The following is a 25289-nucleotide window of genomic DNA, read 5'->3' as shown; positions in this document are numbered from 1 at the left end:
TAATTAATTAATCATTTACAATAAAAATCACATTAAATTTAAAATAGAAATAAAAAAAGATATCAAAAATGATATCTTTTTTTAGTTTAATGATTTGTATTCCGCTGGAATTTAAAAAATAACTTATCGTTTAATCATTCTTTTAAATCGTTATACACTGTTGCTCTTGAAACACCGAGGTATTGCGCAGTAATTTCCATTGCTTTGCGAAGTGAAAGATAACCTTCATCCTGTAAACACAATAGCAATTCGCGTCGTTGATGTGGTTTCAATGCTCTTGGTGTCACTGAATAAGTTGCAGAAAATTCATCAATACGTTTTTTCAACGAATCTTCTGTTACTGAGCTAAAAGTTTCAATGATATGATTTCCCTCTTCGAGAGTCGAAAATTGATTTAATACCATTTGTAAACCTTTAATCATCGATATATCAATATTTAAACATAAAGCAGCAACATAATTGCCTTGTTTATCTTTAATACCTATCGATGTACTTTTAGCTGTTCTACCATCAGGAAACTGATTAGGATAGTTTGCAACAATTTGTGGAAAATCAGACGATTCAATCCTTGCCATACCTAGCTCAGTCGCTCTATCCCCCACTTTTCGACCTGATAGATTATTTTCAATCACCATAATGGTATTTTCACTATCGGTCAGATCATGAAGTACAACTTCACAAAAAGGCGATAATGTTTTACCAATGCCCTGTGCAATATATTTTAGTTGTTCTACCAGCCACTCTTGGTCTGCAGTTTTGTGTGACATAACGATCCTACAATAGCTAAAACGTAAATGATTTATACAATTTTAACCGATTTATTCAAATAATTAATCGTTATCTATCGGAAAATCTGACTTTGCCTGATTTAAAATAGCTTTAGCCATCCATTGGGTCATATCAATGACCTGCTGATCATCCATTTTCCAGATATCTTTCATTACTAAAAAAACTTCAGAACCATAAATAAGTGAGAAAGCTTTTATCACTTTATCCCACATTTCTTGCGGATAATGCGCTTTTAATGGTTCGATGACTTTAAGTAAGATCTCTTTACGATGACCACGAATAAATCGTTTTTCTGTATATTCGCTTGATTGCCGCTCTTTAGCCCACTGCTGTAATGAAACCTGCAATGCGCCACGCAACGCCCCTTCATGTTTAAACATTTGTGGATAAGCAAGATTGAGCAACGCAGTAATACGCTGTTGTGTATTATCTTCTGGAGTGGGCTGCCATGCAATGATCGGTGCTAAACTTGCATCAACAGTAGCACTAATTAAATCACTTTGAGTGGGAAAATAGCGATACGCCGTTGCCCTTGAAACACCAGCATGTGCTGCAAGCTCTGATACGGTAGGTAACATCCCTTGTTCAAAAAGTTGCAATGCCGTTGTCACCAATAATTGGTAGGTTCTTTTTCGAGTACCTGACATTGTATCTATTTCATTACGACTAAAACTCATAAAAATTCCTTCGCTATTACTCCACTTTTCGTGGCTACTATACTGATTTTAAGAACTATTCTTAATACGATTAAAGTTTACTTTAGGCGATTGAGTGTACCTAAGCGACATTTAAAAGAGAAAAAATAAAAATAATGAGACATGGGTCTCAAAATAATGCTATTATAAATGAAACTCAAGTCTCATTGTGATTATAATCTACACGTCAATAATCATAAAAGGTAAGGGAAGGCTTATGAAACAGTATGCTGGCTTCATTTATATTGCGACTACGCTTGATACTAAAAGCGCTGAAATTTTTTATGTCAGTGAATTAATAAAAAAAGCAGGCCTTCCTGTCAAAACCGTAGATTTGACAACCAAACCTACAGCATTAGAAAGAGAAGCTGACGTCACAGCTGCACAAGTTGCTAGTTACCATCCAGATGGAAAAAACGCCGTGTTTTGCGGTGACCGCGGGAAAGCTATCGCAGCAATGTCCGTCGCTTTTGAACGTTATTTAACCCACTGTGACGATGTCCTCGCTATTTTAGGATTAGGCGGCTCAGGGGGAACGGCATTGATTACGCCAGCAATGCAATCTTTGCCCATTGGCGTACCTAAATTGATGGTATCGACTATGGCTTCCGGTGATATCTCCGGATATATCGGCGCTAGCGATATTTCAATGATGTACTCCGTAACAGATGTATCCGGCTTAAACCGTATCTCTCGTAAGGTATTGAGAAATGCGGCCAACCAAATTGCCGGCGCTGTTTATTTTTACCAAGAAGAAAATAGTGTTGATAAACCGGCTGTTGCATTAACAATGTTTGGTGTAACTACGCCTTGTATTCAACAACTGACTAAAAAACTTGAAAATAATTATGACTGTTTAGTTTTCCATGCGACAGGGAGTGGCGGTAAAGCCATGGAAAAACTGATAGACAGCCACTTACTTCATAGTGTTCTTGATCTAACAACAACCGAAGTATGTGATTATTTATTTGAGGGTGTCCTTGCTTGTGATGAAGATCGTTTTGGTGCCATCGCCCGCACTAAAACACCTTGTATCGTCTCTTGTGGCGCGTTGGATATGGTGAACTTTGGTCGCCCTGCTACCGTACCTGAGAAATATAAAGATCGTCATTTCTATCACCATAATTCGCAAGTCACCTTAATGCGTACAACACCAAGGGAAAATCGTCAAATGGGGATCTGGATCGCTGAAAAATTGAATCAGTGTGAAGGCCCACTGACGTTTATTTTTCCACAGGGCGGTTTTTCTGCTTTAGATATTGAAGGGGGGCCATTCTGGGATCCTCAAGCAAACCAAGCATTTTTTGATGCATTTATAACAACATTTAAAGAGACCGAGACTCGTCAATTAGTCATCAGTCCATATCACATAAATTCTGCTGAATTTAATCAGCAAGTTTATGATTTACACCAGGAACTTATTTGTTAACCACGGAGAAAGAAGTATGACTTATTCACGTGAAGTGTTACTCAAAAAATTTAATGACATGATCGCACGTAAAGAACCTATTATTGGTGGCGGTGCGGGAACAGGCCTTTCCGCAAAATGCGAAGAAGCAGGCGGTATCGATCTGATTGTTATCTATAATTCAGGTCGTTATCGTATGGCGGGTCGTGGCTCTCTGGCAGGATTATTAGCCTATGGCAATGCCAATGAAATTGTTATGGATATGGCAAAAGAAGTATTGCCTGTTGTAAAACAGACACCTGTGCTTGCCGGGGTTAATGGTACAGATCCATTCTGCAATTTTGATAAGTTTTTAGATGACGTTAAAGCCATCGGTTTTGCTGGCGTACAAAACTTCCCAACCGTTGGTTTAATTGATGGTAACTTCCGCGCTAACCTAGAAGAAACAGGTATGGGTTATGCTCTTGAAGTAGAGATGATCCGTAAAGCACACGAAAAAGGCTTACTCACAACACCTTATGTTTTTAGTCGTGAAGATGCCATTGCGATGACACAAGCCGGTGCAGATATTATTGTTCCTCATATGGGTTTAACCACTGGTGGCAATATTGGTGCAGAAACAGCCGTTACTTTAGATGATTGTGTCGCCCTTATTAACGATTGGGCAAAAGCAGCAAAATCCGTACGTTCTGACGTGATTGTACTTTGTCATGGTGGCCCTATAGCAACACCAAAAGATGCGCAATATATCCTTGATAACTGTCCTGATTGCCATGGTTTTTATGGCGCAAGTTCAATGGAACGTTTACCAACAGAAGTCGCTTTAACTGCAACAACAAAAGAGTTTAAAAATATTAAACGCTAATCTCAAATCATCAAGTTTGCCTAAGCGTTGATCCTATTGCCCACATCATGTGGGCAATATTTTATTTGCAAGAAGCCTAACTGATTACACCAGTTTTGCGATTAATGTAGTTAAATCCCCTGCTAAAAAATCAACGGGGGGAATTTCAATCACAGTATAGGCACCCGCTTGTTGTTTCATACTTGCTCTGGCTGCAGAAACCATAAATTGAGATGTTAATGCTGGATTATTAATATGCATAGCATATTCAAATAATTGATTGTGTGTTTTGCCTGACACCCCTTTATGGGTCATTTGTACTCCGTGACCAACATCTTTTAAGCTATCAACACTATCAACTTGTTTAATATGTGTTTCATCAGATGAGAAATAGCTGTCGGCCTTAATGGCTTGCTCAACCTGTGCAAAGTTAGCACCCGTTTCTAATTCAACATAAACCATACGCCGATGAACACCAGTACCTAATGGAATAGTCATTGATAGTGCATCTCTTACACCATCAATAGCTTTAGCGGCAACACTATGCCCCATACTCATACCGGGACCAAAATTAGTGTAGGTAATACCTTTAGGTGCCATAGCTAACATTAAGGTACGAATAATAGAGTCTGAACCCGGATCCCAACCCGCTGAAATCACTGCAACACGGTTATGCTTTTTCGCCACCTCATCCAGTTCTGTTTTTAATGCAACGATATCACTGTGGACATCAAAACTATCAACGGTATTAATACCTAAGCTCAATATCGATTTAGCCAAATCTTTAATGGCTCTCGTTGGTGAACATAATAAAGCAACATCCACCTTACCTAAGCTTTTAATATCATTTGTTACTGTTATATTTCGCAGTTCTTCTGGAATATTTTGACTATCACGGCGAACCACCCCCACTAACTCAAAATCAGGTGCTGCAAGTACTGCATCTAGTGCAAAGCGCCCAATATTGCCATAGCCCACAATAGCGACTTTTATTTTAGTATTCATTTATTTCCCTGTTCTCGTTGTTAATCATTATTGAATGATAATAATGTTTAATAATCAACGAATAAACCATATAAAAAGTTTTTTTGCTACTGGTTCATCAATTTAGCTATTCCCTTATTCATAAAGCATGTAAAATCGCTCCACTTTCCTCTGATTATATTTACAACACTATTTCACTCGTTTTTAAGAAGGTTTTCAATGCATCAATCTGATGTAGCGGATCGCTCACTTTTTTCCCTTAGCTGGCCTATTTTTATTGATATTTTTCTTCATCTTGCCACGCTATTGATTAACACTTACATGATAAGTCATGTCTCTACTGCCTATTTAGCTGCAATGGGCGTAGGTAACCAAGTTTTTGATCTTTTTATCACCATATTTAACTTTATTAGCGTGGGATGTAGCGTTGTTATTGCTCAATATTTAGGCGCCGGTAAGCGCGATAAAGCCAGTCAAGCTATTCATATTTCTATCGCCTTTAACTTTTTGCTGGGCTTTAGTAGTGCCATTATTATTCTCTTTTTTGGCTACAACATTCTAAATGTAATGAATACGCCAGAGCATTTAGTACAAGATGGCTATAACTATCTCCATATTTTGGGGATTTGTCTTATTCCTGAAGCAATTTCAATTATCTTAGCAGCCTGTTTGCGGGTTTATGGTAAATCGAAAGCGGCGATGTATGTGACGTTAATTGCCAATATTGTCACTGTTATCGGCAATATGATTGTACTATATGGTTTCTTTGGGCTTCCACAATACGGTTTAGTGGGTGTTGCATGGTCAACAGTTGTCGGTCGTATTATTGCCGTTGTCTTATTATGTGGTCTTTTATTCTATGGATTAAGAATTAAATTCGATATAAGACTATTAGTGATTTGGTCTAAAAATATGTTAGCCAAAATTCTACATATTGGTTTACCTGCTGCAGGTGAAAACCTAGTGTGGATTTTACATTATATGACCGCCTCTGCCTTTATAGGCTTAATGGGAGAAGTTCCTCTCGCCGCACAAACACTCTATTTCCAACTATCATTATTCTTAATGTTATTTGGCATTGCGATTAGCATTGGTAATGAAATATTAGTCGGTCATTTAGTTGGTGCAAAACGATTTGATGATGCATTTACACGGGGTTTTAAAAGCCTAAAAGCAGGTGTGCTATTTACTATTGGCGTGGTGATTATTTATTGGTTTATGCGTGATCCTATTTTGTATTCTATCACCGAAGATCAACGCATTATCGACCAACTGTTGCCTTTATTTATTTTATCGGTCTTTTTGGAGCCTGGGCGTACATTTAATATTGTTATGGTTAATGCGTTACGTGCAGCCGGAGATGCCAAATTCCCACTCATTACAGCCGTTTGTTTTATGTGGGGAGTTGCTATTCCTATTGGCTATTTCCTTGGTATAAAAATGGAAATGGGTTTAATTGGAATTTGGATAGGTTTTCTTTGCGATGAGTGGCTACGAGGCTTAACAAATGCATGGCGTTGGCGCTCTCGTAAATGGCAAGCTAAGCGCTTAGATATTTGATGCTCTTTCAAGGCCTAATAATATTATTAGGCCTTGAGAAACTAGCTATAAATAAGTTAACTTGCTACATTATTCATTAATGATTTTAAATTTATTTAAGCTTTATAATTCATGCTTATCATTTTATTTATCGCCATTTTTTACAAGATTTTTATCTTTAGCCAGTGAACGACTAACCGTCTCATTTATACTATTTGATAAAAAATATTTATAATTATTAATATTCCCAAATTCAGATTTTATTTTTTCGTCTGAAGTTAATATGCTATCGATGATTGATGCTAAAAATTTATTTTTAATCTCAGTTAAAGACAAGTCATTAGTAGATGATAAAATACTTTTAGAGTGAGAATGTAACTCATCCTCAAATTGTATAATTTTTCCTTTCTCTAATGTAGGTTTTTCTTCTAAAACAGAGATAATATCATTAATGATTAAATTTATTATTTCATCAACTTTAAACTTTTTGTGTACTTTAGATAAATCTCCAAATTTATCATTATCATCTTTCATTGAGTGAGGCGTGTTTATTACTTTATTATCTGATTGTATATTTTCATTCTTTTTCATATTTTCAATATTAGAAATATGAACTTTAAATTCTGAATTATTTGAAGTTTTATGAAAAAATGGTTTTATAAAAGAGGATATTGTATTATAACAACTTAATATAGCTGATTTCAATTTTGTATTAAATTTATAACTCTCATTATTAATGCTTTTTAGCGATAATGGCGTGTTTTTAAAATAACTTTTAATTTGCATATCTGCTCCCTAATAGATTTAGCAGAATTAAATATTATACTTTCGCTAAATTCTATCAATAAGTAATTAATTTTTAGTTAATTACTCACCACTATCTTCACAAATAATTTTAAACATCAAAAATCACTAAAAAAATCAATAAATTACACCAGAAAAAACTTATTTTTGTTTTTTCTAAAAATAATTATACTTTAAAATATCTTCATAATTAAAAACAGTTTTTTAATAATGAAAAAACAAAAATTAAACATTGATTAACATTAAAATTTTCTTGTAAAAAAAATTATTTTTTTATAATTCTTTAATGCTTTTTTTGTGATAAAAGTAACTGTTGTTCATTCTCAATAATGAGACAACAGAATTTTATTAAATAAAATACAAAAAACACAACGGAGTCTAATCATGAACATTGTTGATCGGTTTATTTCTTACACCAAGGTGAATACTACAACAAATAGAGAAAATGGCGCAGCGGGGATTATGCCTTCATCGGAAGGTCAGCGAGTCCTCGCTTTACAATTAGTCGAAGAGTTAAAGGCGTTAGGTGTTGAAGATATCAAAATTCGCGATACTGCCATTGTTACCGCGACACTACCTTCTAACCTTGATTATGAGGTTCCTACCGTGGCTTTCTTTGGTCACTTAGATACCAGTGCAGAACAAACTAATGATACTAAAGCACAAATTTTACCTTATAAAGGTGGCGACCTTTGCTTAAACAAAGAACTTGAGATTTTTTTACGTCAAAGTGAATTCCCTGAATTAGAAAACTATATTGGTGACGATATCATCGTAACAGATGGTACTAGCTTATTAGGCGCTGACGACAAAGCGGCTATCGCCTCTATTATGGATATGTTGCAATATTTTAAACAACATCCAGAAGTGAAACACGGTACAGTTAAAATTGGTTTTGTACCCGATGAAGAGCAAGGTTTACGTGGTGCAAAAGCCTTTGATGTAACAGAATTCGGCGCAGACTTTGCTTATACCTTAGATTGTTGTGGTATTGGTGAACTTGTATATGAAAATTGGAATGCCGGTGATGTTGAAATAACCTTTATCGGAACCTCAGCACACCCTATGTCAGCAAAAGGTAAATTAAAAAATTCACTGTTAATGGCTCATAAATTTATTGCGATGTTACCGGGCGGTGAAGCACCGGAATATACTGAAGGTCGTGAAGGTTATTATTGGGTAAAACAACTGGCGGGTAATAGCGCACGTACTGTATTAAAAATGGATGTGCGTGATTTCACAGAAGCAGGCTACGCCCATCGTATGGCATTTTTAAAACAACTTTCAGAGCAATGTGAAGCGTTATGGGGTGAAGGGACTGTTGTTTGTAAGCAAGCCGATCGTTATGCAAATGTCTTTAATAGTCTACAAGGTGAAAATCGATATCCTATCGATATTGCTATTGATGCTTATAAAGCCAATGGTATTACCCCTCGTCCAATCCCTATGCGGGGTGGCTATGATGGAGCAGCATTATCGCAAAAAGGATTACCTTGCCCTAATATCTTTACCGGGGCGCACAATTTCCACTCTATTTATGAATATCTTCCCGTTAAATCGCTTTATGCTGCCAGCGATGTATTGAAATCTGTCGTTAAGATCACCGCAGAGCGTTTTGCACCCGGAGCTAAAGCATGATCCAAATTCTTGCGGTCTTAATTGTCGTTATTATTGTCGCTAGAATGATCTTAAAAGGATATAAAGCCGAGCCGGTTTTGTTAGTTGCTGGTTTAATCTTAATGGCACTAACAATGATATTTGGTTGGGGAGATATTCTGCCTAAAAATGTCAAAACAACCGGTATTAGCTGGCTAGATCCCTTTGAGGTTATGCGTGATCTCTTTAGTAGTCGTGCTGCAGATTTAGGTCTGATGATCATGGCACTCATGGGATTCGCCCATTATATGGATCATATTGGTGCTAATGAAGCTGTTGTACGTGTTGCAACTCGCCCATTGAAAAATATGCGCTCACCTTATGTGTTGCTATTTTTCTCTTTTTTACTCGCGAGTATTTTGCAACTTGCTATTCCGTCAGCCACAGGATTGGCCGTTCTACTAATGGGTACCATGTTCCCCATTATGATAGGACTAGGTTTATCTCCAGCATCTGCTGCCGGTGTCATTGCAACTTCATTAGGCGTTGCTTACACGCCAACAGCGATTGATGCTATTCGAGGTGCAAAAGCGGTTGACTTAGGCGTGGTTGAGTATGTGCTTTACTACCAAGGGCCTGCGGCGATTGCAACTGTATTAGCTGTTGGTATTACCCATATCTTCTGGCAACGCCATTGTGATCGCAAAGCGGGTTTTGTACCCCAATTAGGAAAAATAGCAGAAGAAGCCAAAAGTGATAAAAATATCCCCGGCTTTTATGCCCTACTGCCAATGTTACCTATTATTATGGCAGTAAGTTCATCAAGCCTATTTGTTGAAGGTATTCACCTTGATGTCGTCACTATTGTATTAATTTCAATGGCAATTTGTATGCTGATTGAAACATTACGCTTACGTGATTTTAAATCAGTGTGTGCAGGCTTCCAACATTTTCTAAAGGGTATGGGTTCTGCATTTAGTAATGTTGTTGGGCTATTAGTCGCAGCGGGTGTTTTTGCTCATGGTATTAAAGTCAGTGGTGCAATAGACAGCCTGATCGTTATGGCGGAATCTGTTGGTCTACCACCATTTGCCATGGCATTAGTGTTCGCTATCGTGACATTGGCTGCCGCAATTATTATGGGCTCAGGTAATGCACCTTTCCTTGCATTCGTTGAACTTATTCCACAAATTGCCCATAGCATGGGGGTTAATCCAATTGCAATGATTTTACCTATGCAGCAGGCATCACATATGGGACGCGGCATGTCTCCTGTGGCAGGCGTGATCATTGCGGTTTCCAGTGGAGCTAAATTGCAACCCTTTGATGTGGTAAAAAGAACCGCTGTTCCTCTTATGGTTGGTTTTGTTTTCCACTGCGCCATTATTGCTATATTTTATTATTAAGTAACTCGCCTGAAGCATTTATTTGCTTCAGGCAATTTATAAATATTCACCATCTAAAAATTAATAGTAACTATTTTATTGTTAATCATTTTAAATAAAAAATAGTAAAGAATATTTTAATTATTATTTTACTATTATCTACATCATGCAAATAGATAAATATATTTATAAAAAAACCTCAGATTATTCTTATACCAAAGCTGCAAAAAGTCATAATATTCACTATGTTAAATAATGAGTGTAAGTGATGCTATCATCATCACTGGCTGGTCATTTATTTAACTATTCTGAGTTAGCCCACATTAAGTATGATATTATACTAACAATAGAATGAGTCATTCATTCTATTGTTTTTTATTTATAATCATCAACTATCACTAAAGAAATTATTTTGTTCGATTTGATACTATTACTGCTACATCAAATTCTTCAATAACCCTCACTGATCCAAGATAAAATATTACTAATTTAATATCTGTAAATAGTATTTTTTTCTCAAAATTTACACCCGCTTAGGAAATTCAGAAAACATTTTCTCCAATAGATTCAGTATGATCAAAGCATCAAAATTACAATATAACGCCTTGAATTATTAAACTATTTATTGGACATAATGCAATGAAAGAACAATTATCTTCCTACTGGAAAATATTAATTGAAGCTGTTAAGCAACAAGTGAAGCCAGCTTTAGGTTGTACCGAACCCATTTCACTTGCATTAGCTGCTGCCACTGCAGCTCGTTATCTGCAACATAATATCACCCGTATTAGCGCAGAGGTTTCTCCTAACTTAATGAAAAACGGAATGGGAGTGACTGTACCGGGCACGGGTATGGTGGGATTATCCATTGCGGCTAGTTTAGGGGCTGTTGCTGGAGATAGTGAAGCAGGTCTAGAAGTATTAAAAAATGCCACACCAGAACAAGTTGAGTTGAGTAAAAATCTATTAAATTCAGGCATAGTCTGCGTATCAATAAAAAAAGCCTGCCAAGAGGTGCTTTACTCTGAGGTTACCGTTGAAGATGGTGAAAACAGTGCCACCGTCATTATTGCAGGTGATCATACTAATATTGTTAAAATTATCCATAATGGTCAGGTGGTGCTTGATAAATTATCATCACAATCTGAACAAACGGCCTTACCTTGCCAAATTAAGCAAGCCTTAACCAACACTAACACACGAGAAATCTATCAGTTTATTACTCAAGCTCCTGTAGAAGAAATTTCTTTTATTTTGCAATCGGCGCAATTAAATGACGCATTATCAAAAGAAGGCTTGAACAATACTTACGGTTTGCATATTGGTCAAACCTTACAACGCCAGCAACAACGTGGCTTGTTAGCTAAAGATCTGCTTTCTGAAATTATGATCCGCACTTCAGCGGCTTCTGATGCACGTATGGGCGGTGCCGTACTCCCCGCCATGAGTAACTCAGGTTCAGGAAATCAAGGTATTGCAGCTACAATGCCTGTTGTGGTGGTTGCTGAATATTTACAGGTTAGTGAAGAAAAAATGGCAAGAGCATTAATGCTTTCACATTTATTAGCCATTTATATTCACCATAAATTCCCGGCACTTTCCGCACTATGTGCCGCAACAACCGCATCAATGGGAGCTGCTGGTGCTATTGCGTGGCTAATGGAAGAACGCTATGAACCCATGGCAATGGCAATTAGTAGTATGATTGGCGATATTAGTGGCGTGATTTGTGATGGCGCCTCTAACAGTTGTGCGATGAAAGTGTCGACAGGAGCAAGTGCCGCTTATAAAGCGGTATTAATGGCGCTAGATGATACCTGCGTGACGGGTAATGACGGCATTGTCACTCATGATGTTGATATGACAATCGAGAATCTTTGTGCATTAGCTAGTCGAGCAATGCAACATACTGATGTACAAATTATTGAAATTATGGAATATAAAGCTGTTGCTAACGGCTAATTAGTATAAAAAAAACACCCCATAATGGTTATTATGGGGTGAAACATAAGATCCTAGGAACAGGATCCTCCTCAAGTCCAGGAGCATGATTAATATTCGTTACTGCTATTTACTGCTTACTGCTATTACATCACTACCAACAAACACTTTTCTCAAACAATCGCTATTACTCATATTCTTTAGTGTTATGCATTAACGCATCGAAACTGGCTTTTATTTCTTCTTCTGGCAGATGAATACCAATAAAGACTAAGGTGCTTTGACGAGTTTCATTCTCTTGCCAAGGTCTATCCCAATCAGCGCTATATAATCGTTGCACTCCTTGGAATAACAACCGGTTAGGACTATCTTTAATATTTAAGATCCCTTTATAACGTAATAAGTTATCGGCAAAGCTCAATAACAAAGACTCCATAACATCAGAGACTGCTTGTAACTCAACGGGATAATCAAAATTTAGTACAATAGACTGAATATCATCTTGTTTTTCTGGCTGAAAACGAAACAGGGGTTGCTTGACCTCTAAAGTATCATTCAACATAAAGCCTTTTACGTTAAATAATAGTGCTAAATCTATTTGCCCATTGATCACCGTATAGGTAGGCGCTCTAGCATTAATACGTCTTAAACGAGCAAGTAATTGTTGGCTCGCAGGTTGAATATCTGTTTTAGTTAATAGAATGCGATCCGCATAACCAATTTGAGATTGTGCAATAGCAAATTGATCTAACTGTTGCTGAGCATGGATTGTATCAACCAGTGTAATAATGCCATCTAATAAATAGCGTTGGCAGATCACTTCATGAGAAAAAAATGTTTGTGTGATAGGCCCCGGATCAGCCATCCCTGTACACTCAATCACTAGGCGATCAAACACAATGTCACCACGATCAAGACTATCGCAGAGATCGAGCAAAGTATCTTCAAGCTCATTCGATTTACTACAACAAATACAGCCATTGGTGAGTGTTTTTATTTGTGTTGCTCTATCACCAATAATTTCATCATCGATAGGCACTTCACCAAATTCATTTTCAATCACCGCAATTTTATAGCCATGCTCCTCATTGAGCATATGGCGTAAAAGCGTTGTTTTTCCCGATCCTAAAAAGCCAGTCAATATTGTTACTGCAATAGGTTCCATTATTTGTCTCCTTTACAGATTATTAGCAACAGCGGAAACCACCTTTACCATCACCGCCACCATAACGGGCTTCCTGACGTTCACGGAAAAACTCGTTATAGGTCATCACTGGTTTATCAGGATGGTTGTCCTTCATGTGCTGCACATAGTTATCATAATCAGGAATACCTATTAACATACGAGCGGCTTGTCCTAGATATTTTCCAGCTTGCCCTAAATTACCAAACATAAGTTTCTCCTAAGCCCCGCACTCATTAAGTGAGTGCGGGGGTTTTTAGCCTATTCGCCTAAGATTAATGACCTGAAGATATCTTCACATCTTTTGGCATAGGTACATATGGTGTTTCTTGTGCTGACTCTTTCGGATTTTTACGTGCTTTCATTGCGGTACGGATACCGTAGAAAATAATGCTGTAAACAACCACTAAGAACAGAATACTTAAACCTGCATTGGTGTAGTTATTAATCACAATGTGGTTCATATTGGTGATTTCTGCGGCAGTAAGATCTGCCCCACCGGCTAAGATTTTCGCTTTGTACTCATTAGCAAGATAGAAGAAACCTTCCATTTGCGGATCATTACTGAGCAGTTTTAATCCTAGCGCCCATGTTGTACAAATTAATAACCATACTGCAGGAATAACGGTTACCCAGATGTATTTCGTTCTCTTCATCTTGATTAAGATGACCGTACCTAAAACAAGTGCAACAGCCGCTAACATCTGATTGGAGATCCCAAACAGTGGCCATAAGCTCTTAACACCACCCAGTGGGTCAACAACACCTTGGTACAATAGATAACCCCATAAACCGACACAACCTGCTGTACCGATAACACCAGCAATAAAAGAGTCTGTTTTCTTCAAGTATGGGATAAAATTACCTAACAAGTCTTGCAGCATAAAACGACCAGAACGAGTTCCTGCATCTAATGCTGTTAAAATAAAGAGTGCTTCAAATAAGATCCCAAAGTGATACCAGAAGCCCATATCTGCCGCAGGTAAAATTTTATGGAACACCATAGCAATACCCACCGCTAATGTAGGTGCACCACCAGCACGATTAAGTACAGAAGGCTCACCTATATCTTTGGCAGTTTGTAAAATCTCATCAGGTGAGATAACAAAGCCCCATGAGCTAACTGTCGCAGCCGCGTGTACGGTGACATCTTTTAATTGATCCATAATCATTGCGGTGTTTTCACCCCCTAACTCATGCAGATTTGGCATTGTAATGCCTAATCCGGCAGGCGGTGTATTCATCGCAAAATAGAGACCCGGTTCAATAATAGAGGCAGCCACTAATGCCATGATCGCAACAAATGATTCCATTAACATTGCGCCATAACCGATAAAACGCGCATCCATTTCATTGGCGATCAATTTAGGCGTTGTACCTGATGCAATCAGTGCGTGGAAACCAGAAACTGCACCACAAGCAATAGTAATAAATAAGAATGGGAATAGAGCCCCTTTCCATAATGGTCCTGTACCATCAATATATTGGGTCATCGCTGGCATTTTTAACTCAGGATTTAGAATAACAATCCCGATAGCTAAACCAACAATTACACCAATTTTTAGGAAAGTCGCTAAATAATCACGAGGGGCTAAAATCAGCCATACTGGCAGTAAAGCAGAGATAAACGCATAACCAATCAACCCAAAAGTAATAGTGGTGTCTTTAAAGGTTAATGCAGGTCCCCAGTAAGGATCACTCGCGATAACGCCACCAAACCAAATAGCGGCAATCAGTAAAACAATACCAATAACAGAAACTTCACCCACACGACCTGGGCGAATATAGCGCATATAGATCCCCATAAATAGGGCAATAGGTACTGTTGAACAGACGGTGAAGACTCCCCAAGGACTTTCTGCTAATGCTTTCACTACAATCAGAGCTAGCACCGCAAGAATGATGATCATGATAAGGAAACAGCCGAACAGCGCGATAGTTCCCGGTACAGGCCCCATCTCTTTCTTTATCATCTCACCGAGAGAGTTACCATTACGGCGCGTCGAAATAAACAGCACCATAAAGTCTTGTACGGCTCCAGCAAGTACCACCCCAGCTAATAACCACAGTGTACCGGGTAAATAACCCATTTGGGCAGCCAATACTGGCCCGACAAGTGGTCCAGCACCCGCAATAGCGGCAAAGTGGTGACCAAAGAGGACATAACGATTAGTTGGAACATAGTTCAAACCATCATTATTAATTACTGAAGGAGTGGCTCGAGTAGGATCGAGCTTCATTACTTTTTGAGCAATATAAAGACTGTAATAACGATAAGCGACTAAGTAGACCGCAACAGAAGCAACAACTATCCATAATGCACTGACGTGTTCACCACGGCGTAGTGCAACCACTGACAGACAAAAAGCACCAATAATCCCGAGGATCACCCAAGGTATGTGCTTAAGAAATGTATTTTTGTTCATGAGACACCTTTTTTTCAGGCAAGACCGAACAGCCAAAGAGTAGTACGGGACAATTGATAATAATTTGAGCGAATATGAAAATAATGACCCGCAGTGACATCATATGAAGAATGTCTGATGAATAGTGTTATTAAATCGCTAAACGGTTATATAGTGAGTTAAGCGGTCTATTTTCTCAGTTGAGTGGTTTTACTGATGTTAAAAGGTATTTTTTTTGTGATCGAGATAACAAATTTATGACTATCAATAAGTTAGAAAACTATTAATTACATAAAAAATCTTTTTTATTATACAAAAAAGGGAGATTTAGATCACAAATAAGCAACAAATAGTCATTATTAATATAATTGAGGCAATATTAACAATATCAGTCAAGGTGACAGTAAAATCAAAAAAAAAGCACCTCATTATATTGATAACAAGGTGCTTTTTTATTAAATCTTTTGTGTATTAATAGTGGATCTTCTGGCGTCCCGCGATAGAGTGTGACAACGTGGTACCATCCACCATTTCTAATTCACCACCAACAGGCACGCCATGTGCTATTCTGCTAGCAGCAATATCATATTGAGCGCATATCTCAGCAATATAGTTTGCTGTAGCTTCACCTTCCACCGTAGGATTGGTGGCTAAAATCACTTCTGATATAGGCTCTTGGCTTAGACGCTCTTCAAGTCTATCTAAGCCAATATCCATGGGACCAATGCCATCTAGCGGAGATAGATGTCCCATTAACACAAAGTATCGACCTGCAAACTGCCCTGTCTGCTCGATAGCATGAATATCTGCCGGGCTTTCCACTACGCATATCTGACCATTTTGCTGACGTCGAGCATTAGCACAGATCGTACAACGCTCTTCTTCAGTAAATGTTCGACAATCACAACAGTGACCAATTTCAGACATTGCACGCGTTAATGCTTGTGCAAGTCGCATTCCTCCGCTTCTATCACGTTGAAGCAGATGAAAAGCCATTCGTTGCGCTGATTTTGGCCCGACGCCGGGTAAACAACGCAACGCTTCCATTAATGATTCAAGAAGAGGGCTAGTTTGCATTAGAATGGCATCTTAAAGCCTGGTGGCAATTGCATACCATTAGAGACTGATGCCATCTTCTCTTTTTGTGTCTCTTCAATGCGACGTGCAGCATCATTAAAGGCGGCAGCAATCAGATCTTCTAACATCTCTTTGTCATCTTCTAGCAGACTAGGATCTATTTCAACACGACGGCAATTATGAGCACCATTGATAGTGATCTTCACTAAGCCAGCACCAGATTCACCGGTGACTTCTAAGTTAGCGATCTCTTCTTGCATTTGCTGCATTTTTTCTTGCATCTGTTGGGCCTGTTTCATCAGATTGCCCAAACCACCTTTTCCGAACATAATTGTCTCTCTTTGTAAAAGCTACGCTGTATAGAAATATACAACATGTTGCGATTAAACAGGCCGGATACTCTCTTCATCCAATTCAGCATCAAAATAGTGCTGTAATGTCTGAATGGTTTTATCCGTAGTAATCGATTGACGCGCTAACGCCAACTTCTCTTCATAAATGGCTTGTCGCCATTCTAACGGCGTTTTAACCGTTAGATTATCATCTTCTATAATTGTGAGTGAAATTGCTTTTCCATGCAATTCACTTAGCGCATTTGTCAGTGTTCGTAGTGCATTTGCTGAATTTAAATGTTTCTGCTTACTGCGTAAATGCAAAATGATCGTTTCTTCACCGACCGTCTCTTTATAGGCATTTAACGCTAACTGCTGCACTAACTTCGGCAATGGCATTTTAGCTATTTCCGCCGCCCACTCGTCCCGCTGTTGCGACTCTTGCGCAATTTTAGCGGCTAATTCAGGCGTTTTTTCATACTCAAGAACTTCTTTGATCTCTTTCGGTGAAGAGACCACGGGCTCTGTTACTTGTGCCTGTGGATTTTGTGGCTTCCATTGATAAGCTTCTTTTTTCTTTTTCTCGACTGCAACAGATGACCGTTTTTCATTAACCCTTTGCTGGCGTTTTTCACTGACGGCTGCTAGCCGCTCTAATGCACTAGCAGCCGGCTTAGCCTGTTTAGGCGTCGCCGGTTGAGGCTTTTTTGGTGGCGTTTCTTGCTCAGCTCCCCTTATGGCTTGCCGTGCTCTTAACAGTTGTGCCGCAGGGCTATTTCCTAATGCAGCACTGTTTTCTGGCGACGGTGATACTTTGGGTGTCGCCGTTGCCATATTGCTTCTCACTTGAGGCGCCGATGTTTCAACTCGCTGTTGATTCGGCTGTGATGCTAAAGGCAATGTTTGCGCTAAAGGAGCCGTAGGGATTTCATCAATGACAGTTTTAGGATGAAAAGCAAGCGCCCTGAGAAGGGTCATTTCTACACCCATACGTCTGTCTGGCGCATAAGCCAGCTCTTTTCGCCCAACTAATAAAGTTTGATAATAAAGTTGTAAATCTTGTGGCGACACTGATTTGGCTAATAAACGTAAACGCTCTTGTGTAAATTGCTCTTGGGGATTATTTTCACTCGGCAAAAGTTGTAACATCGCAATTTGATGTAATAATGAGAGCGTTTCGACTAAAAAGTTTTCCCAATCCGTTCCTCTTAAAGCAACCTCATTAACCAACGACATCACTTGTTGGCCATCTGCTTTTACTAAAGCTTCAATCAGTGCTAATGGTTGTGCATCATCAATCGTGCCTAGCATACGACTAACGACTTCTGTACTTACAATACCTTCGCCACTCGCAATTGCTTGGTCGGTTAGGCTTAATGCGTCACGCATACTTCCATCTGCTGCACGGGCAATTAATTGGCGTGCTCGCACATCATTTTCAATGTGTTCTGCGGATAGTACTTTCTCAAGCTGTGTCGCTATTTGGTCAACATCAAGTGCCCGCAGGTGAAATTGCAAACAACGAGATAAGATAGTAACAGGTAGTTTTTGAGGATCTGTGGTAGCCAACAGGAATTTAACGTGTTCAGGTGGCTCTTCTAACGTTTTAAGTAACGCATTAAAACTATGACGAGAAAGCATATGCACTTCGTCAATAAGATAGACTTTAAAACGACCACGAGCCGGCGCATATTGAACATTATCGAGTAGCTCTCGTGTATCTTCAACTTTCGTTCTTGATGCCGCATCGATTTCTATTAAATCAACAAAACGCCCTTGCTCTATCTCAAGGCAATTAGCACATTTACCACAAGGTTTACTGGTTATGCCTGTTTCGCAATTCAGCCCTTTAGCAAATAGACGGGCGATCGTCGTTTTTCCAACACCGCGAGTGCCAGAAAAAAGATAAGCATGATGTAACCTTTGGTGATCAAGACCATTAGCCAATGCGGTCAAAACATGACGTTGACCGACAACATCGTTAAAAGTTTGTGGGCGCCACTTTCGGGCAAGTACCTGATAGCTCATTGATTCCGCTAAATATGAACAAGATTTATCTCTATGCTAACACAGGGATAGCCTATTGAGCGAGATCTGTAGGAAACAAATGAGATATTGATGAAATTATCCGCACACTTTAAAGCGGTGACTATTGTGCGGGCCCAATGTATTGGGTCATACATTTTGATACACCCGCACGATGATAGGTATTTACCAGCAAATGCATTAAGCATCTGATTGACACTAAAAAAGCATTAATGCCCTGGGAAATTAACTAATGTGAAGCTATGGATCCCTTCTTTTTCTAGACGCTCAATACCGCCTAAATCAGGTAAACAGATAATAAATGCAGCTTCTGTTACAGTTCCACCTAAACGACGAATAAGACGAGCAGTCGCTTCGATAGTACCACCAGTTGCTAATAAGTCATCAACCATTAATACTTTATCTTTATCCGTAATGCTGTCTTTATGGATCTCTAATGTATCTGTACCGTACTCTAGATCATAAGTTTCACTAAGCGTCTCACGAGGCAATTTACCTTTTTTACGCACTGGCACAAAACCCACACCTAAACGTAAAGCAACTGGGGCACCAAATAAGAACCCGCGGGCTTCGGTACCTACAACTTTAGTGATACCCTGACCTTGATAGTGCTCAACTAATAAATCAATCGTTGCCTGATATGCCGCGGGATTATCCAGTAATGTCGTAATATCACGGAATAAGATCCCTTCTTTAGGGTAATCAGGAATGGTTTCAATGCTGTCTTTAATAAATTGCAGTTGTTGCGCGTTAGCAGTCATAATCAGTGCCATAATAAAAAACGAAACGATAGAATCTATGCAATATGCCGTTAAAATGCAACAGAAAGCCAGTGAACAACTCTTTTTTGTTGCTTTAAGTCAATTCATGTTTTTAGCAAAACAGGTACAAAGCCCAAATGAAAAAAACAGATCCATTGAGTTTGTTTAAAAAACAGATCGACAATCTCGCCGAAACCTTAGCGCCAATTGCAAACAAAAAAATTGCAGCACCTTGCTTCGACACAGCACTATTTCACCACCGCAGTGATTCTCTTGGTGGTTATATGCAACAGATCCGCGATAATTTTACTCAGTTAATAACTTGTGTTGAGGCACAACGTAGCCAGCAAGTTAAGTTTCTGGCAACACAAATCCTACAACAAATTGAAGCATTAACTCGTGAATTATCGACACAAACACTAAGAAAGCAAGAAAACCAGCTAAGTCAACGCAAAAAAAGTGTCGATTTATACCAAAAACTTGCCCAACATCAGGATTACGAGCGCCGATTACAGTCGATGATCCAAGATAGAGAGCTTGCTTTAACTCAAGCACAAGGCTTTGTACGCCAACAAGAATTACAAAAAGAGATTGCTGCTCTTGAAAATCGCCTAGCGCGTTGTAAAAGTGCCCTAGTTTCTATAGAAAAGAGTATTGAACGACAAGAAGATAAATATTAATCGGAGCCATAATGGAATTAAAAGATGCCCCTAAATCAGTTCAGTTAGCGGTTGATTTGATTTACTTATTTGAAACCAATCATATTGATCCCAACACCGTACTTGAGGCACTGGAAATTGTGCGAGTTGATTATGAGAAAAAACGAGATAATCAAACCGCTAACTAAACATCTTACTATTTAATTAAATGGCGTATTCGCTTCAGGTGTTGAACCATCAAGAGGGCCTTTTTTTATTTCTTGCACTTCTTCTCCTTGTTTATTATGCAGATACACTTCTAATTGGTTAAACGCGATATTGATATCATTTTCATTGCAAAGTTTATCAATAGCGCGGTTGACTTCGTCGATAGCAGTATTTCTATCCCCAAGCGTTCTAACATAAAAACGTAATTCATGATTTAACGTGCTAGCCCCAAATTCGGTAAACAGCACCACAGGCTCTGGCTCAGTCATCACTTTGGGATTATCTTTTGCTGCTTTCATTAAAATGGTTTTCACTTTATCCAGATCAGAACCATAAGCAACACCGACTTGAATGATAATACGTGTGACAGTATCAGATAATGTCCAGTTGATCAGTCGTTCAGTCACAAAGGCTTTATTCGGGATAATAACCTCTTTGCGATCAAAGTCCGTTACCGTGGTTGCTCGGATACGAATACGACTCACTGTTCCAGAATAAGAGCCAATTGTCACCGTATCACCAATTCTGACCGGTCTTTCAAATAAGATAATTATCCCTGAAACAAAGTTAGCGAATATTTCTTGTAAACCAAACCCTAAACCAACCGTTAAGGCTGCCGCCAACCATTGTAGTTTTTCCCATGCTACGCCTAATATCCCCAGCGAAACAATTGTACCTATCGCAATAATAATATAGGTCAGAATAGTCGTAATGGCATAAGAAGCGCCTTGCTGTAATTTAATTCTTGAAAGAATAAGAACTTCGAGTAAACCCGGTAGGTTTCTTATCATAAACCAAGAGATAGCCATAATGGCAAAAGAGAGGAGTAAGTCAGCAACCGTCACTGCTTTAACCACATTACCTAACTCTGTAGGCAAATTATAATGCCAAAGCGTAATACCATCTAAGTAAGTAAAAATTGTAATAAAGTCAGACCAAATACCATAAAAACTGGAAGCAAAGATAATAAATAAGATCATTGTGGTTAATCTTAATGATTGTTGGTTTATCTGCTCCATATCCATCGGTGGCTCTTGGATTGGCTCGAGAGTGTTATCGTCCCCCTCTTTTTTCTCTTTAAGCATCGCTTGTCGGCGCTCTAGCGCTCGACGATACGCCAGTCGTCTTGCAGCAACAGTAAGGCCGCGTAAACTCGCGTGGTAAGCAATAAACCACAACATAAGTAGATATAAACTATCAATCCAACGATTGGCTAAACGTAGTGCAGTGTAATAATAACCAAAAATAACTAACCCCATTAAAAGTAAAGGCGAGAAAGTTAATAAGGTGATAACCACCGTTCTCACAACATGATTACCCTTTTCTTGCCACATTTCACGACAAAAAGGTAATGCACACAGACTAATAAAAAAGAGTGAAATAATTGTCACTAATTGACCAATCACATCACCCACTAACAATAATGGGTTATTAATACCATAAGCGGAAAGTAAAATAATGGGCAACATGGGAAGCGATAAACGTAATAAACGTTTACGATTTTGTTGTACTCGCTCTAGGGGGATCTTAAAGTGATTAACGGCCACTCCATTATCCGACATTAAACGATAAGACCACTCAAACATCAGCCAAAATACCGCAAACTGCCAAGTAAAAGACCAGATAAACTCTTGTTGCACATTAAAGCTATTAATTAGCCAATATCCTATCGCTAACACAATACAAGAAAGGGGTAATGTTTTTAAGAAAACAATCCCTAAAGCCAATGGAGTATGTAACTGCGTATCTTTATTAAGCTTATTAATATCAGCACTTAATTTATCAAACTGCTTATCAAATTTTTTACGTTGCCAAATCAGTATGCTACTGAACAAAACTAGCGCAATCAGCACAGGATATGATTTTTTAGCCCCGGTCAACAGATTTTCATTTGACCAGTTGAGTTTAAAACTTTGAAATTCAGCCACTGCCTGATCTGGAAAGGTTGAGAACCAACTGAGGTTAATCGGTTTATTACTGCTTACCCAGAATATTTGTTGCGCTAAGGTGTTTTCTAATGAACTCACCACACTACGTAGCTGTTGCTGATCCATCTGTAAATTAATAGATTCAGAAATTTGGCTACCCAGTTGATTATTGAGCTTATCCAGTAGATCTCGTCGCGCATCAATCAGTTGTAATAATGCATTATGTAGCTCTTTTAGCTCATTTTTATCAGTAATTTCCGGATGTGCGGCTTGGTACTCTTGCATTAATTGGTCGATATAGAGATTCGGCTGAAAAATCTGATCTCTTTGTTTATTGATTTCAAACTGTTCTAAACGTAAGTCAGCAATTTTATCCGGTAACTTATTGATAAAGATATCATCAGGTAGCTCAATTTGCTCTTCAAATAGAATACGAGAGAGCAACAGACTCCCTTTCAATACATCAATTTGCTCTTTAAGATTGCGCTCTGATTGGATAGCTCTATCTAGGCGGTTTTTGACCATTAAACTATGGCGATTTAACTCATTATTATTTTGTGTAGTAATAATCAGCTTATCGCTGAGTTTTTTATTAATATCAGCTTGAGCTAAATAAAAAGCGTTATTTTTAATCGCCTGATTACTCAGCTCTGCCGTCTGCGCCTCTTTGGCAACCTCTTCTGAACTGTCTAAACGTTTATCACTTAAGATCTCTTGCAGTAGTTGAGCATGCTCTTGAGAGAGGTCAATATAGGCTGAACTATAATCACGCTGTAATTGTAATAAGCTTTGTAGCTGTACATTAGATTGCAGTGTTCGTTTTTGAAAACTGTTTTGTTGTTGCAAATAATATTGTTCTAATTGTAAAAGTTGCACAGAAGAAGATCGCATTTGAGCTTTATCTGCACTGCTTTTATTTAATGCAATTCGTATTTGTTGCAATCTTTCTGAGTTATTAAATAAAACAGATTGCGCCCTTTCTGGTTGCGTTTGTAAAACAATAAGCTCATTACTGTAATTGGCTAAATCTTCCTGTGCTTTCGCTAAGGATTGTAAAACCTCTTCTAATTGCGACTCTAAAGTTGCAAGCGGTAGACTCTCTAAAGATTGACGGTAGTCATCAACTTCTTTGTTTGCTATTTTCTGTTTTAATTGACTTAATTGATTTTGAATACTGCGTAGCTTTTCTGGTAATTGCTCTACTGTCTTATTATAGTCGTCTGCTTTTTTCTCTAGTTGTTGAATATTATCAAGAAGTAGCAATGCCTGCTCTAGATCACCAATAGTGAGTTTATCTTCGGCACTTAAGTCACTACGTTTATTTAATAAATTAAGCTGGTTTTGAATACTTTCTTTGGTGGGTAAATTATTGCTGACTGTTTCTGCTTTAGCCGGGGTAAAAAGTATATTTCCTAACAAAACAAAGAGGATAGAGACAATAAATATTGTCGAAATAAAATGATTTAATCGAATAAAAACGTTAGATCCACGCATATTGAGCAACTTGTTCAATGAATATTGAAAAACTGCCTCTTAGTATAATCCAATTACTTGAAATTGGCAGTGTCATTAGAACAAGTCGCCTAGATGTTTCTCCCCTGAGAAAACAGAATATTGATCAGAAAGTCAAAATCTTATCCGCGTCGAGAGTCCATTGTGCTAAGTCCACCAATGTCCCAAGTTCAGCACCATCCACTAAAGGTAATTCACTGATACCACGAGTATCTGTACAGGTTTTGCATAACTTAACAGGGACGTTTTGTGCCGTTAAAATTTCTAACATTTGTTGGAGGTTGTAACCTTCTTTGGGTTGCTGATGAGCCAGTGCACCGGTTACCGCATCAGACATTAAAAAGATATTTAATTGCGTTTCTGGATGTTGCTCTTTTAAAGTAATAGATAAACGCAGTGCGTTAAATAATGATTCATTACCGTATGCTGCACCATTTGCAATCACTAATACTTTGCTCATGAACTTCTTCCTTATGTTTAAGAATAAATTAAGATAGCGCCGATATTCTCATATTTACGCTATGCTTAATCATATCAATAAAACTATCAACCAAATATTGACTTTCCTCTTTAATAGAAAAACTTTCTGGTGAAAATAACCAATTTTCAGCAAGCCCTGTCATCATAGCTCTTAACATAATCGCAGCTCTTCTTAAATCAAGGTTGGCTGGGAGTTGTTTTTTTTCGATACAGCGAGATAAAGATTGCTCTATTCTAGAGTAATCGGCTGCACATAATTCTCGGCGGATTTCAACAATTGGTGTCATTTCACCAACAAATTCGCACTTATGGAAATATATTTCTAGAAGTGCATTATGTTTCGGATCTTCGACAATTGATGTCAATATGTAAATAAGCAATTCTCTTAATACAAATAGTGGATCATCTGGATATTTTGATTGATACTCTAATTCTAATGATTCTATTTTTAAGTCGGTGAGTTCACACGCTTCAGTAAATAAATCCACTTTATTCTTAAAGTGCCAATATATTGCACCTCGAGTTACTCCGGCCTCGGTTGCAATATCTGAAAGTGATGTGGCAGAAACACCTTGCACAGTAAATAGCCTAAGTGCAGCATCAATAATCTGCTGTCTTGTCTCTTGTGCTTGGCGTTTAGTTTTTCGTGCCATTATTCCTCGATTTTGACTGAAGTTAATTTACATACATTCATGTATGTTTGTACTATACATC

General features: G+C 38.3%; 22 protein-coding genes. 8 read left to right on the top strand and 14 right to left on the bottom strand.

Going from position 1 to position 25289, the window contains the following annotated elements:
- Positions 1 to 134 precede the first annotated feature (134 nt).
- The gene (locus PMI_RS00745) at positions 135 to 767 is read right to left on the bottom strand and encodes a helix-turn-helix transcriptional regulator (RefSeq protein WP_004245045.1); all 633 of its coding nucleotides are present in this window, start codon (positions 765 to 767) and stop codon (positions 135 to 137) included.
- 63 nt (positions 768 to 830) lie between these two features.
- Positions 831 to 1466, bottom strand: coding sequence for a TetR/AcrR family transcriptional regulator (locus PMI_RS00740; RefSeq protein ID WP_004247259.1), 636 nt, complete (start codon positions 1464 to 1466; stop codon positions 831 to 833).
- A gap of 235 nt (positions 1467 to 1701) precedes the next feature.
- On the opposite strand from PMI_RS00740, the gene PMI_RS00735 reads away from it, so the two are divergent.
- Both PMI_RS00735 and PMI_RS00730 read left to right on the top strand, forming a co-directional pair.
- Positions 1702 to 2913, top strand: a complete 1212-nt coding sequence (locus tag PMI_RS00735; protein WP_004247258.1) for a Tm-1-like ATP-binding domain-containing protein — start codon at positions 1702 to 1704, stop codon at positions 2911 to 2913.
- Between the two features lie 16 nt (positions 2914 to 2929).
- Positions 2930 to 3757: a phosphoenolpyruvate hydrolase family protein gene (locus tag PMI_RS00730; protein WP_004247257.1), complete on the top strand. Its 828-nt coding sequence runs from the start codon at positions 2930 to 2932 to the stop codon at positions 3755 to 3757.
- An 84-nt stretch (positions 3758 to 3841) separates the two neighbouring features.
- On the opposite strand, the gene PMI_RS00725 is transcribed toward PMI_RS00730, so the two are convergent.
- Positions 3842 to 4741, bottom strand: coding sequence for a diaminopimelate dehydrogenase (locus PMI_RS00725; protein ID WP_012367487.1), 900 nt, complete (start codon positions 4739 to 4741; stop codon positions 3842 to 3844).
- Between the two features lie 198 nt (positions 4742 to 4939).
- Between PMI_RS00725 and PMI_RS00720 the strand changes: the two genes are divergently transcribed.
- Positions 4940 to 6280 (top strand): MATE family efflux transporter, encoded by a 1341-nt coding sequence (locus tag PMI_RS00720; RefSeq protein WP_004245051.1) that lies wholly within the window; start codon positions 4940 to 4942, stop codon positions 6278 to 6280.
- A gap of 123 nt (positions 6281 to 6403) precedes the next feature.
- On the opposite strand, the gene PMI_RS00715 is transcribed toward PMI_RS00720, so the two are convergent.
- Positions 6404 to 7045 carry a hypothetical protein gene (locus PMI_RS00715; RefSeq protein ID WP_004245052.1) on the bottom strand — a complete coding sequence of 214 codons (642 nt, stop codon included), beginning with the start codon at positions 7043 to 7045 and terminating at the stop codon, positions 6404 to 6406.
- Positions 7046 to 7447: 402 nt separating this feature from the next.
- Here PMI_RS00715 and pepT point away from each other — a divergent pair, with 402 nt between their 5' ends.
- The 3 genes from pepT to PMI_RS00700 all read left to right on the top strand — a co-directional run bounded on the left by pepT (position 7448) and on the right by PMI_RS00700 (position 12006).
- Positions 7448 to 8701, top strand: coding sequence for a peptidase T (pepT, locus tag PMI_RS00710; protein WP_004245053.1), 1254 nt, complete (start codon positions 7448 to 7450; stop codon positions 8699 to 8701).
- The gene (gene dcuC / locus PMI_RS00705) at positions 8698 to 10065 is read left to right on the top strand and encodes a C4-dicarboxylate transporter DcuC (protein ID WP_004245054.1); all 1368 of its coding nucleotides are present in this window, start codon (positions 8698 to 8700) and stop codon (positions 10063 to 10065) included. Before pepT ends, dcuC begins: the two co-directional genes overlap by 4 nt.
- 618 nt (positions 10066 to 10683) lie before the next feature.
- The gene (locus tag PMI_RS00700; RefSeq protein WP_012367486.1) at positions 10684 to 12006 is read left to right on the top strand and encodes an L-cysteine desulfidase family protein; all 1323 of its coding nucleotides are present in this window, start codon (positions 10684 to 10686) and stop codon (positions 12004 to 12006) included.
- A gap of 166 nt (positions 12007 to 12172) precedes the next feature.
- Here the strand turns inward: PMI_RS00700 and yjiA are convergent, their stop codons facing one another.
- The 7 genes from yjiA to apt all read right to left on the bottom strand — a co-directional run bounded on the left by yjiA (position 12173) and on the right by apt (position 19789).
- Complete coding sequence (gene yjiA, locus PMI_RS00695; RefSeq protein ID WP_004252542.1) at positions 12173 to 13150, bottom strand: GTPase; 978 nt, start codon at positions 13148 to 13150, stop codon at positions 12173 to 12175.
- Positions 13151 to 13172: 22 nt separating this feature from the next.
- On the bottom strand, positions 13173 to 13379 hold the full coding sequence (locus tag PMI_RS00690) for a YbdD/YjiX family protein (RefSeq protein ID WP_004245057.1): 207 nt from the start codon (positions 13377 to 13379) through the stop codon (positions 13173 to 13175).
- A gap of 64 nt (positions 13380 to 13443) precedes the next feature.
- Positions 13444 to 15594: a carbon starvation CstA family protein gene (locus tag PMI_RS00685; protein ID WP_004245058.1), complete on the bottom strand. Its 2151-nt coding sequence runs from the start codon at positions 15592 to 15594 to the stop codon at positions 13444 to 13446.
- A 450-nt stretch (positions 15595 to 16044) separates the two neighbouring features.
- On the bottom strand, positions 16045 to 16650 hold the full coding sequence (recR, locus tag PMI_RS00680) for a recombination mediator RecR (RefSeq protein ID WP_004245059.1): 606 nt from the start codon (positions 16648 to 16650) through the stop codon (positions 16045 to 16047).
- Positions 16650 to 16979, bottom strand: coding sequence for a YbaB/EbfC family nucleoid-associated protein (locus PMI_RS00675; RefSeq protein WP_004245060.1), 330 nt, complete (start codon positions 16977 to 16979; stop codon positions 16650 to 16652). Before PMI_RS00675 ends, recR begins: the two co-directional genes overlap by 1 nt.
- A 54-nt stretch (positions 16980 to 17033) precedes the next feature.
- Positions 17034 to 19010 (bottom strand): DNA polymerase III subunit gamma/tau, encoded by a 1977-nt coding sequence (gene dnaX, locus PMI_RS00670; protein WP_004247250.1) that lies wholly within the window; start codon positions 19008 to 19010, stop codon positions 17034 to 17036.
- A 227-nt stretch (positions 19011 to 19237) separates the two neighbouring features.
- The gene (gene apt / locus PMI_RS00665) at positions 19238 to 19789 is read right to left on the bottom strand and encodes an adenine phosphoribosyltransferase (RefSeq protein WP_012367485.1); all 552 of its coding nucleotides are present in this window, start codon (positions 19787 to 19789) and stop codon (positions 19238 to 19240) included.
- A 137-nt stretch (positions 19790 to 19926) separates the two neighbouring features.
- On the opposite strand from apt, the gene priC reads away from it, so the two are divergent.
- Both priC and rsmS read left to right on the top strand, forming a co-directional pair.
- Positions 19927 to 20469, top strand: coding sequence for a primosomal replication protein PriC (gene priC / locus PMI_RS00660; protein WP_004247249.1), 543 nt, complete (start codon positions 19927 to 19929; stop codon positions 20467 to 20469).
- 11 nt (positions 20470 to 20480) lie between these two features.
- On the top strand, positions 20481 to 20636 hold the full coding sequence (gene rsmS / locus PMI_RS18805) for a pleiotropic regulatory protein RsmS (RefSeq protein WP_004245067.1): 156 nt from the start codon (positions 20481 to 20483) through the stop codon (positions 20634 to 20636).
- Positions 20637 to 20648: 12 nt separating this feature from the next.
- Here rsmS and mscK read toward each other — a convergent pair whose 3' ends face one another.
- The 3 genes from mscK to acrR form a co-directional block, all read right to left on the bottom strand.
- Entirely contained in the window at positions 20649 to 24077 is a 3429-nt protein-coding gene (gene mscK / locus PMI_RS00655) for a mechanosensitive channel MscK (RefSeq protein WP_012367484.1), read from the bottom strand.
- A gap of 124 nt (positions 24078 to 24201) precedes the next feature.
- On the bottom strand, positions 24202 to 24555 hold the full coding sequence (locus tag PMI_RS00650; RefSeq protein WP_004245069.1) for a DsrE/DsrF/TusD sulfur relay family protein: 354 nt from the start codon (positions 24553 to 24555) through the stop codon (positions 24202 to 24204).
- 28 nt (positions 24556 to 24583) lie between these two features.
- Positions 24584 to 25228 (bottom strand): multidrug efflux transporter transcriptional repressor AcrR, encoded by a 645-nt coding sequence (gene acrR, locus PMI_RS00645; protein WP_004245070.1) that lies wholly within the window; start codon positions 25226 to 25228, stop codon positions 24584 to 24586.
- Positions 25229 to 25289 lie beyond the last annotated feature (61 nt).

It is taken from the genome of Proteus mirabilis HI4320 (assembly GCF_000069965.1).
In the GTDB taxonomy this organism is placed as follows: domain Bacteria; phylum Pseudomonadota; class Gammaproteobacteria; order Enterobacterales; family Enterobacteriaceae; genus Proteus; species Proteus mirabilis.
Note: the sequence above shows the minus strand (reverse complement) of the source record. Positions and strands in the feature narration are given on the sequence as shown.

What these genes read in the sequence shown, in the direction of transcription:
- acrR (WP_004245070.1), bottom strand. Translation starts at nt 25,228, where the DNA reads ATGGCACGAAAAACTAAACGCCAAGCACAAGAGACAAGACAGCAGATT.
- rsmS (WP_004245067.1), top strand. Translation starts at nt 20,481, where the DNA reads ATGGAATTAAAAGATGCCCCTAAATCAGTTCAGTTAGCGGTTGATTTG.
- PMI_RS00690 (WP_004245057.1), bottom strand. Translation starts at nt 13,379, where the DNA reads ATGTTTGGTAATTTAGGGCAAGCTGGAAAATATCTAGGACAAGCCGCT.
- PMI_RS00735 (WP_004247258.1), top strand. Translation starts at nt 1,702, where the DNA reads ATGAAACAGTATGCTGGCTTCATTTATATTGCGACTACGCTTGATACT.
- PMI_RS00730 (WP_004247257.1), top strand. Translation starts at nt 2,930, where the DNA reads ATGACTTATTCACGTGAAGTGTTACTCAAAAAATTTAATGACATGATC.
- priC (WP_004247249.1), top strand. Translation starts at nt 19,927, where the DNA reads ATGAAAAAAACAGATCCATTGAGTTTGTTTAAAAAACAGATCGACAAT.
- PMI_RS00745 (WP_004245045.1), bottom strand. Translation starts at nt 767, where the DNA reads ATGTCACACAAAACTGCAGACCAAGAGTGGCTGGTAGAACAACTAAAA.
- yjiA (WP_004252542.1), bottom strand. Translation starts at nt 13,150, where the DNA reads ATGGAACCTATTGCAGTAACAATATTGACTGGCTTTTTAGGATCGGGA.
- PMI_RS00675 (WP_004245060.1), bottom strand. Translation starts at nt 16,979, where the DNA reads ATGTTCGGAAAAGGTGGTTTGGGCAATCTGATGAAACAGGCCCAACAG.
- mscK (WP_012367484.1), bottom strand. Translation starts at nt 24,077, where the DNA reads ATGCGTGGATCTAACGTTTTTATTCGATTAAATCATTTTATTTCGACA.
- PMI_RS00720 (WP_004245051.1), top strand. Translation starts at nt 4,940, where the DNA reads ATGCATCAATCTGATGTAGCGGATCGCTCACTTTTTTCCCTTAGCTGG.
- PMI_RS00685 (WP_004245058.1), bottom strand. Translation starts at nt 15,594, where the DNA reads ATGAACAAAAATACATTTCTTAAGCACATACCTTGGGTGATCCTCGGG.
- PMI_RS00740 (WP_004247259.1), bottom strand. Translation starts at nt 1,466, where the DNA reads ATGAGTTTTAGTCGTAATGAAATAGATACAATGTCAGGTACTCGAAAA.
- PMI_RS00725 (WP_012367487.1), bottom strand. Translation starts at nt 4,741, where the DNA reads ATGAATACTAAAATAAAAGTCGCTATTGTGGGCTATGGCAATATTGGG.
- recR (WP_004245059.1), bottom strand. Translation starts at nt 16,650, where the DNA reads ATGCAAACTAGCCCTCTTCTTGAATCATTAATGGAAGCGTTGCGTTGT.
- PMI_RS00715 (WP_004245052.1), bottom strand. Translation starts at nt 7,045, where the DNA reads ATGCAAATTAAAAGTTATTTTAAAAACACGCCATTATCGCTAAAAAGC.
- pepT (WP_004245053.1), top strand. Translation starts at nt 7,448, where the DNA reads ATGAACATTGTTGATCGGTTTATTTCTTACACCAAGGTGAATACTACA.
- apt (WP_012367485.1), bottom strand. Translation starts at nt 19,789, where the DNA reads ATGACTGCTAACGCGCAACAACTGCAATTTATTAAAGACAGCATTGAA.
- dcuC (WP_004245054.1), top strand. Translation starts at nt 8,698, where the DNA reads ATGATCCAAATTCTTGCGGTCTTAATTGTCGTTATTATTGTCGCTAGA.
- dnaX (WP_004247250.1), bottom strand. Translation starts at nt 19,010, where the DNA reads ATGAGCTATCAGGTACTTGCCCGAAAGTGGCGCCCACAAACTTTTAAC.
- PMI_RS00650 (WP_004245069.1), bottom strand. Translation starts at nt 24,555, where the DNA reads ATGAGCAAAGTATTAGTGATTGCAAATGGTGCAGCATACGGTAATGAA.
- PMI_RS00700 (WP_012367486.1), top strand. Translation starts at nt 10,684, where the DNA reads ATGAAAGAACAATTATCTTCCTACTGGAAAATATTAATTGAAGCTGTT.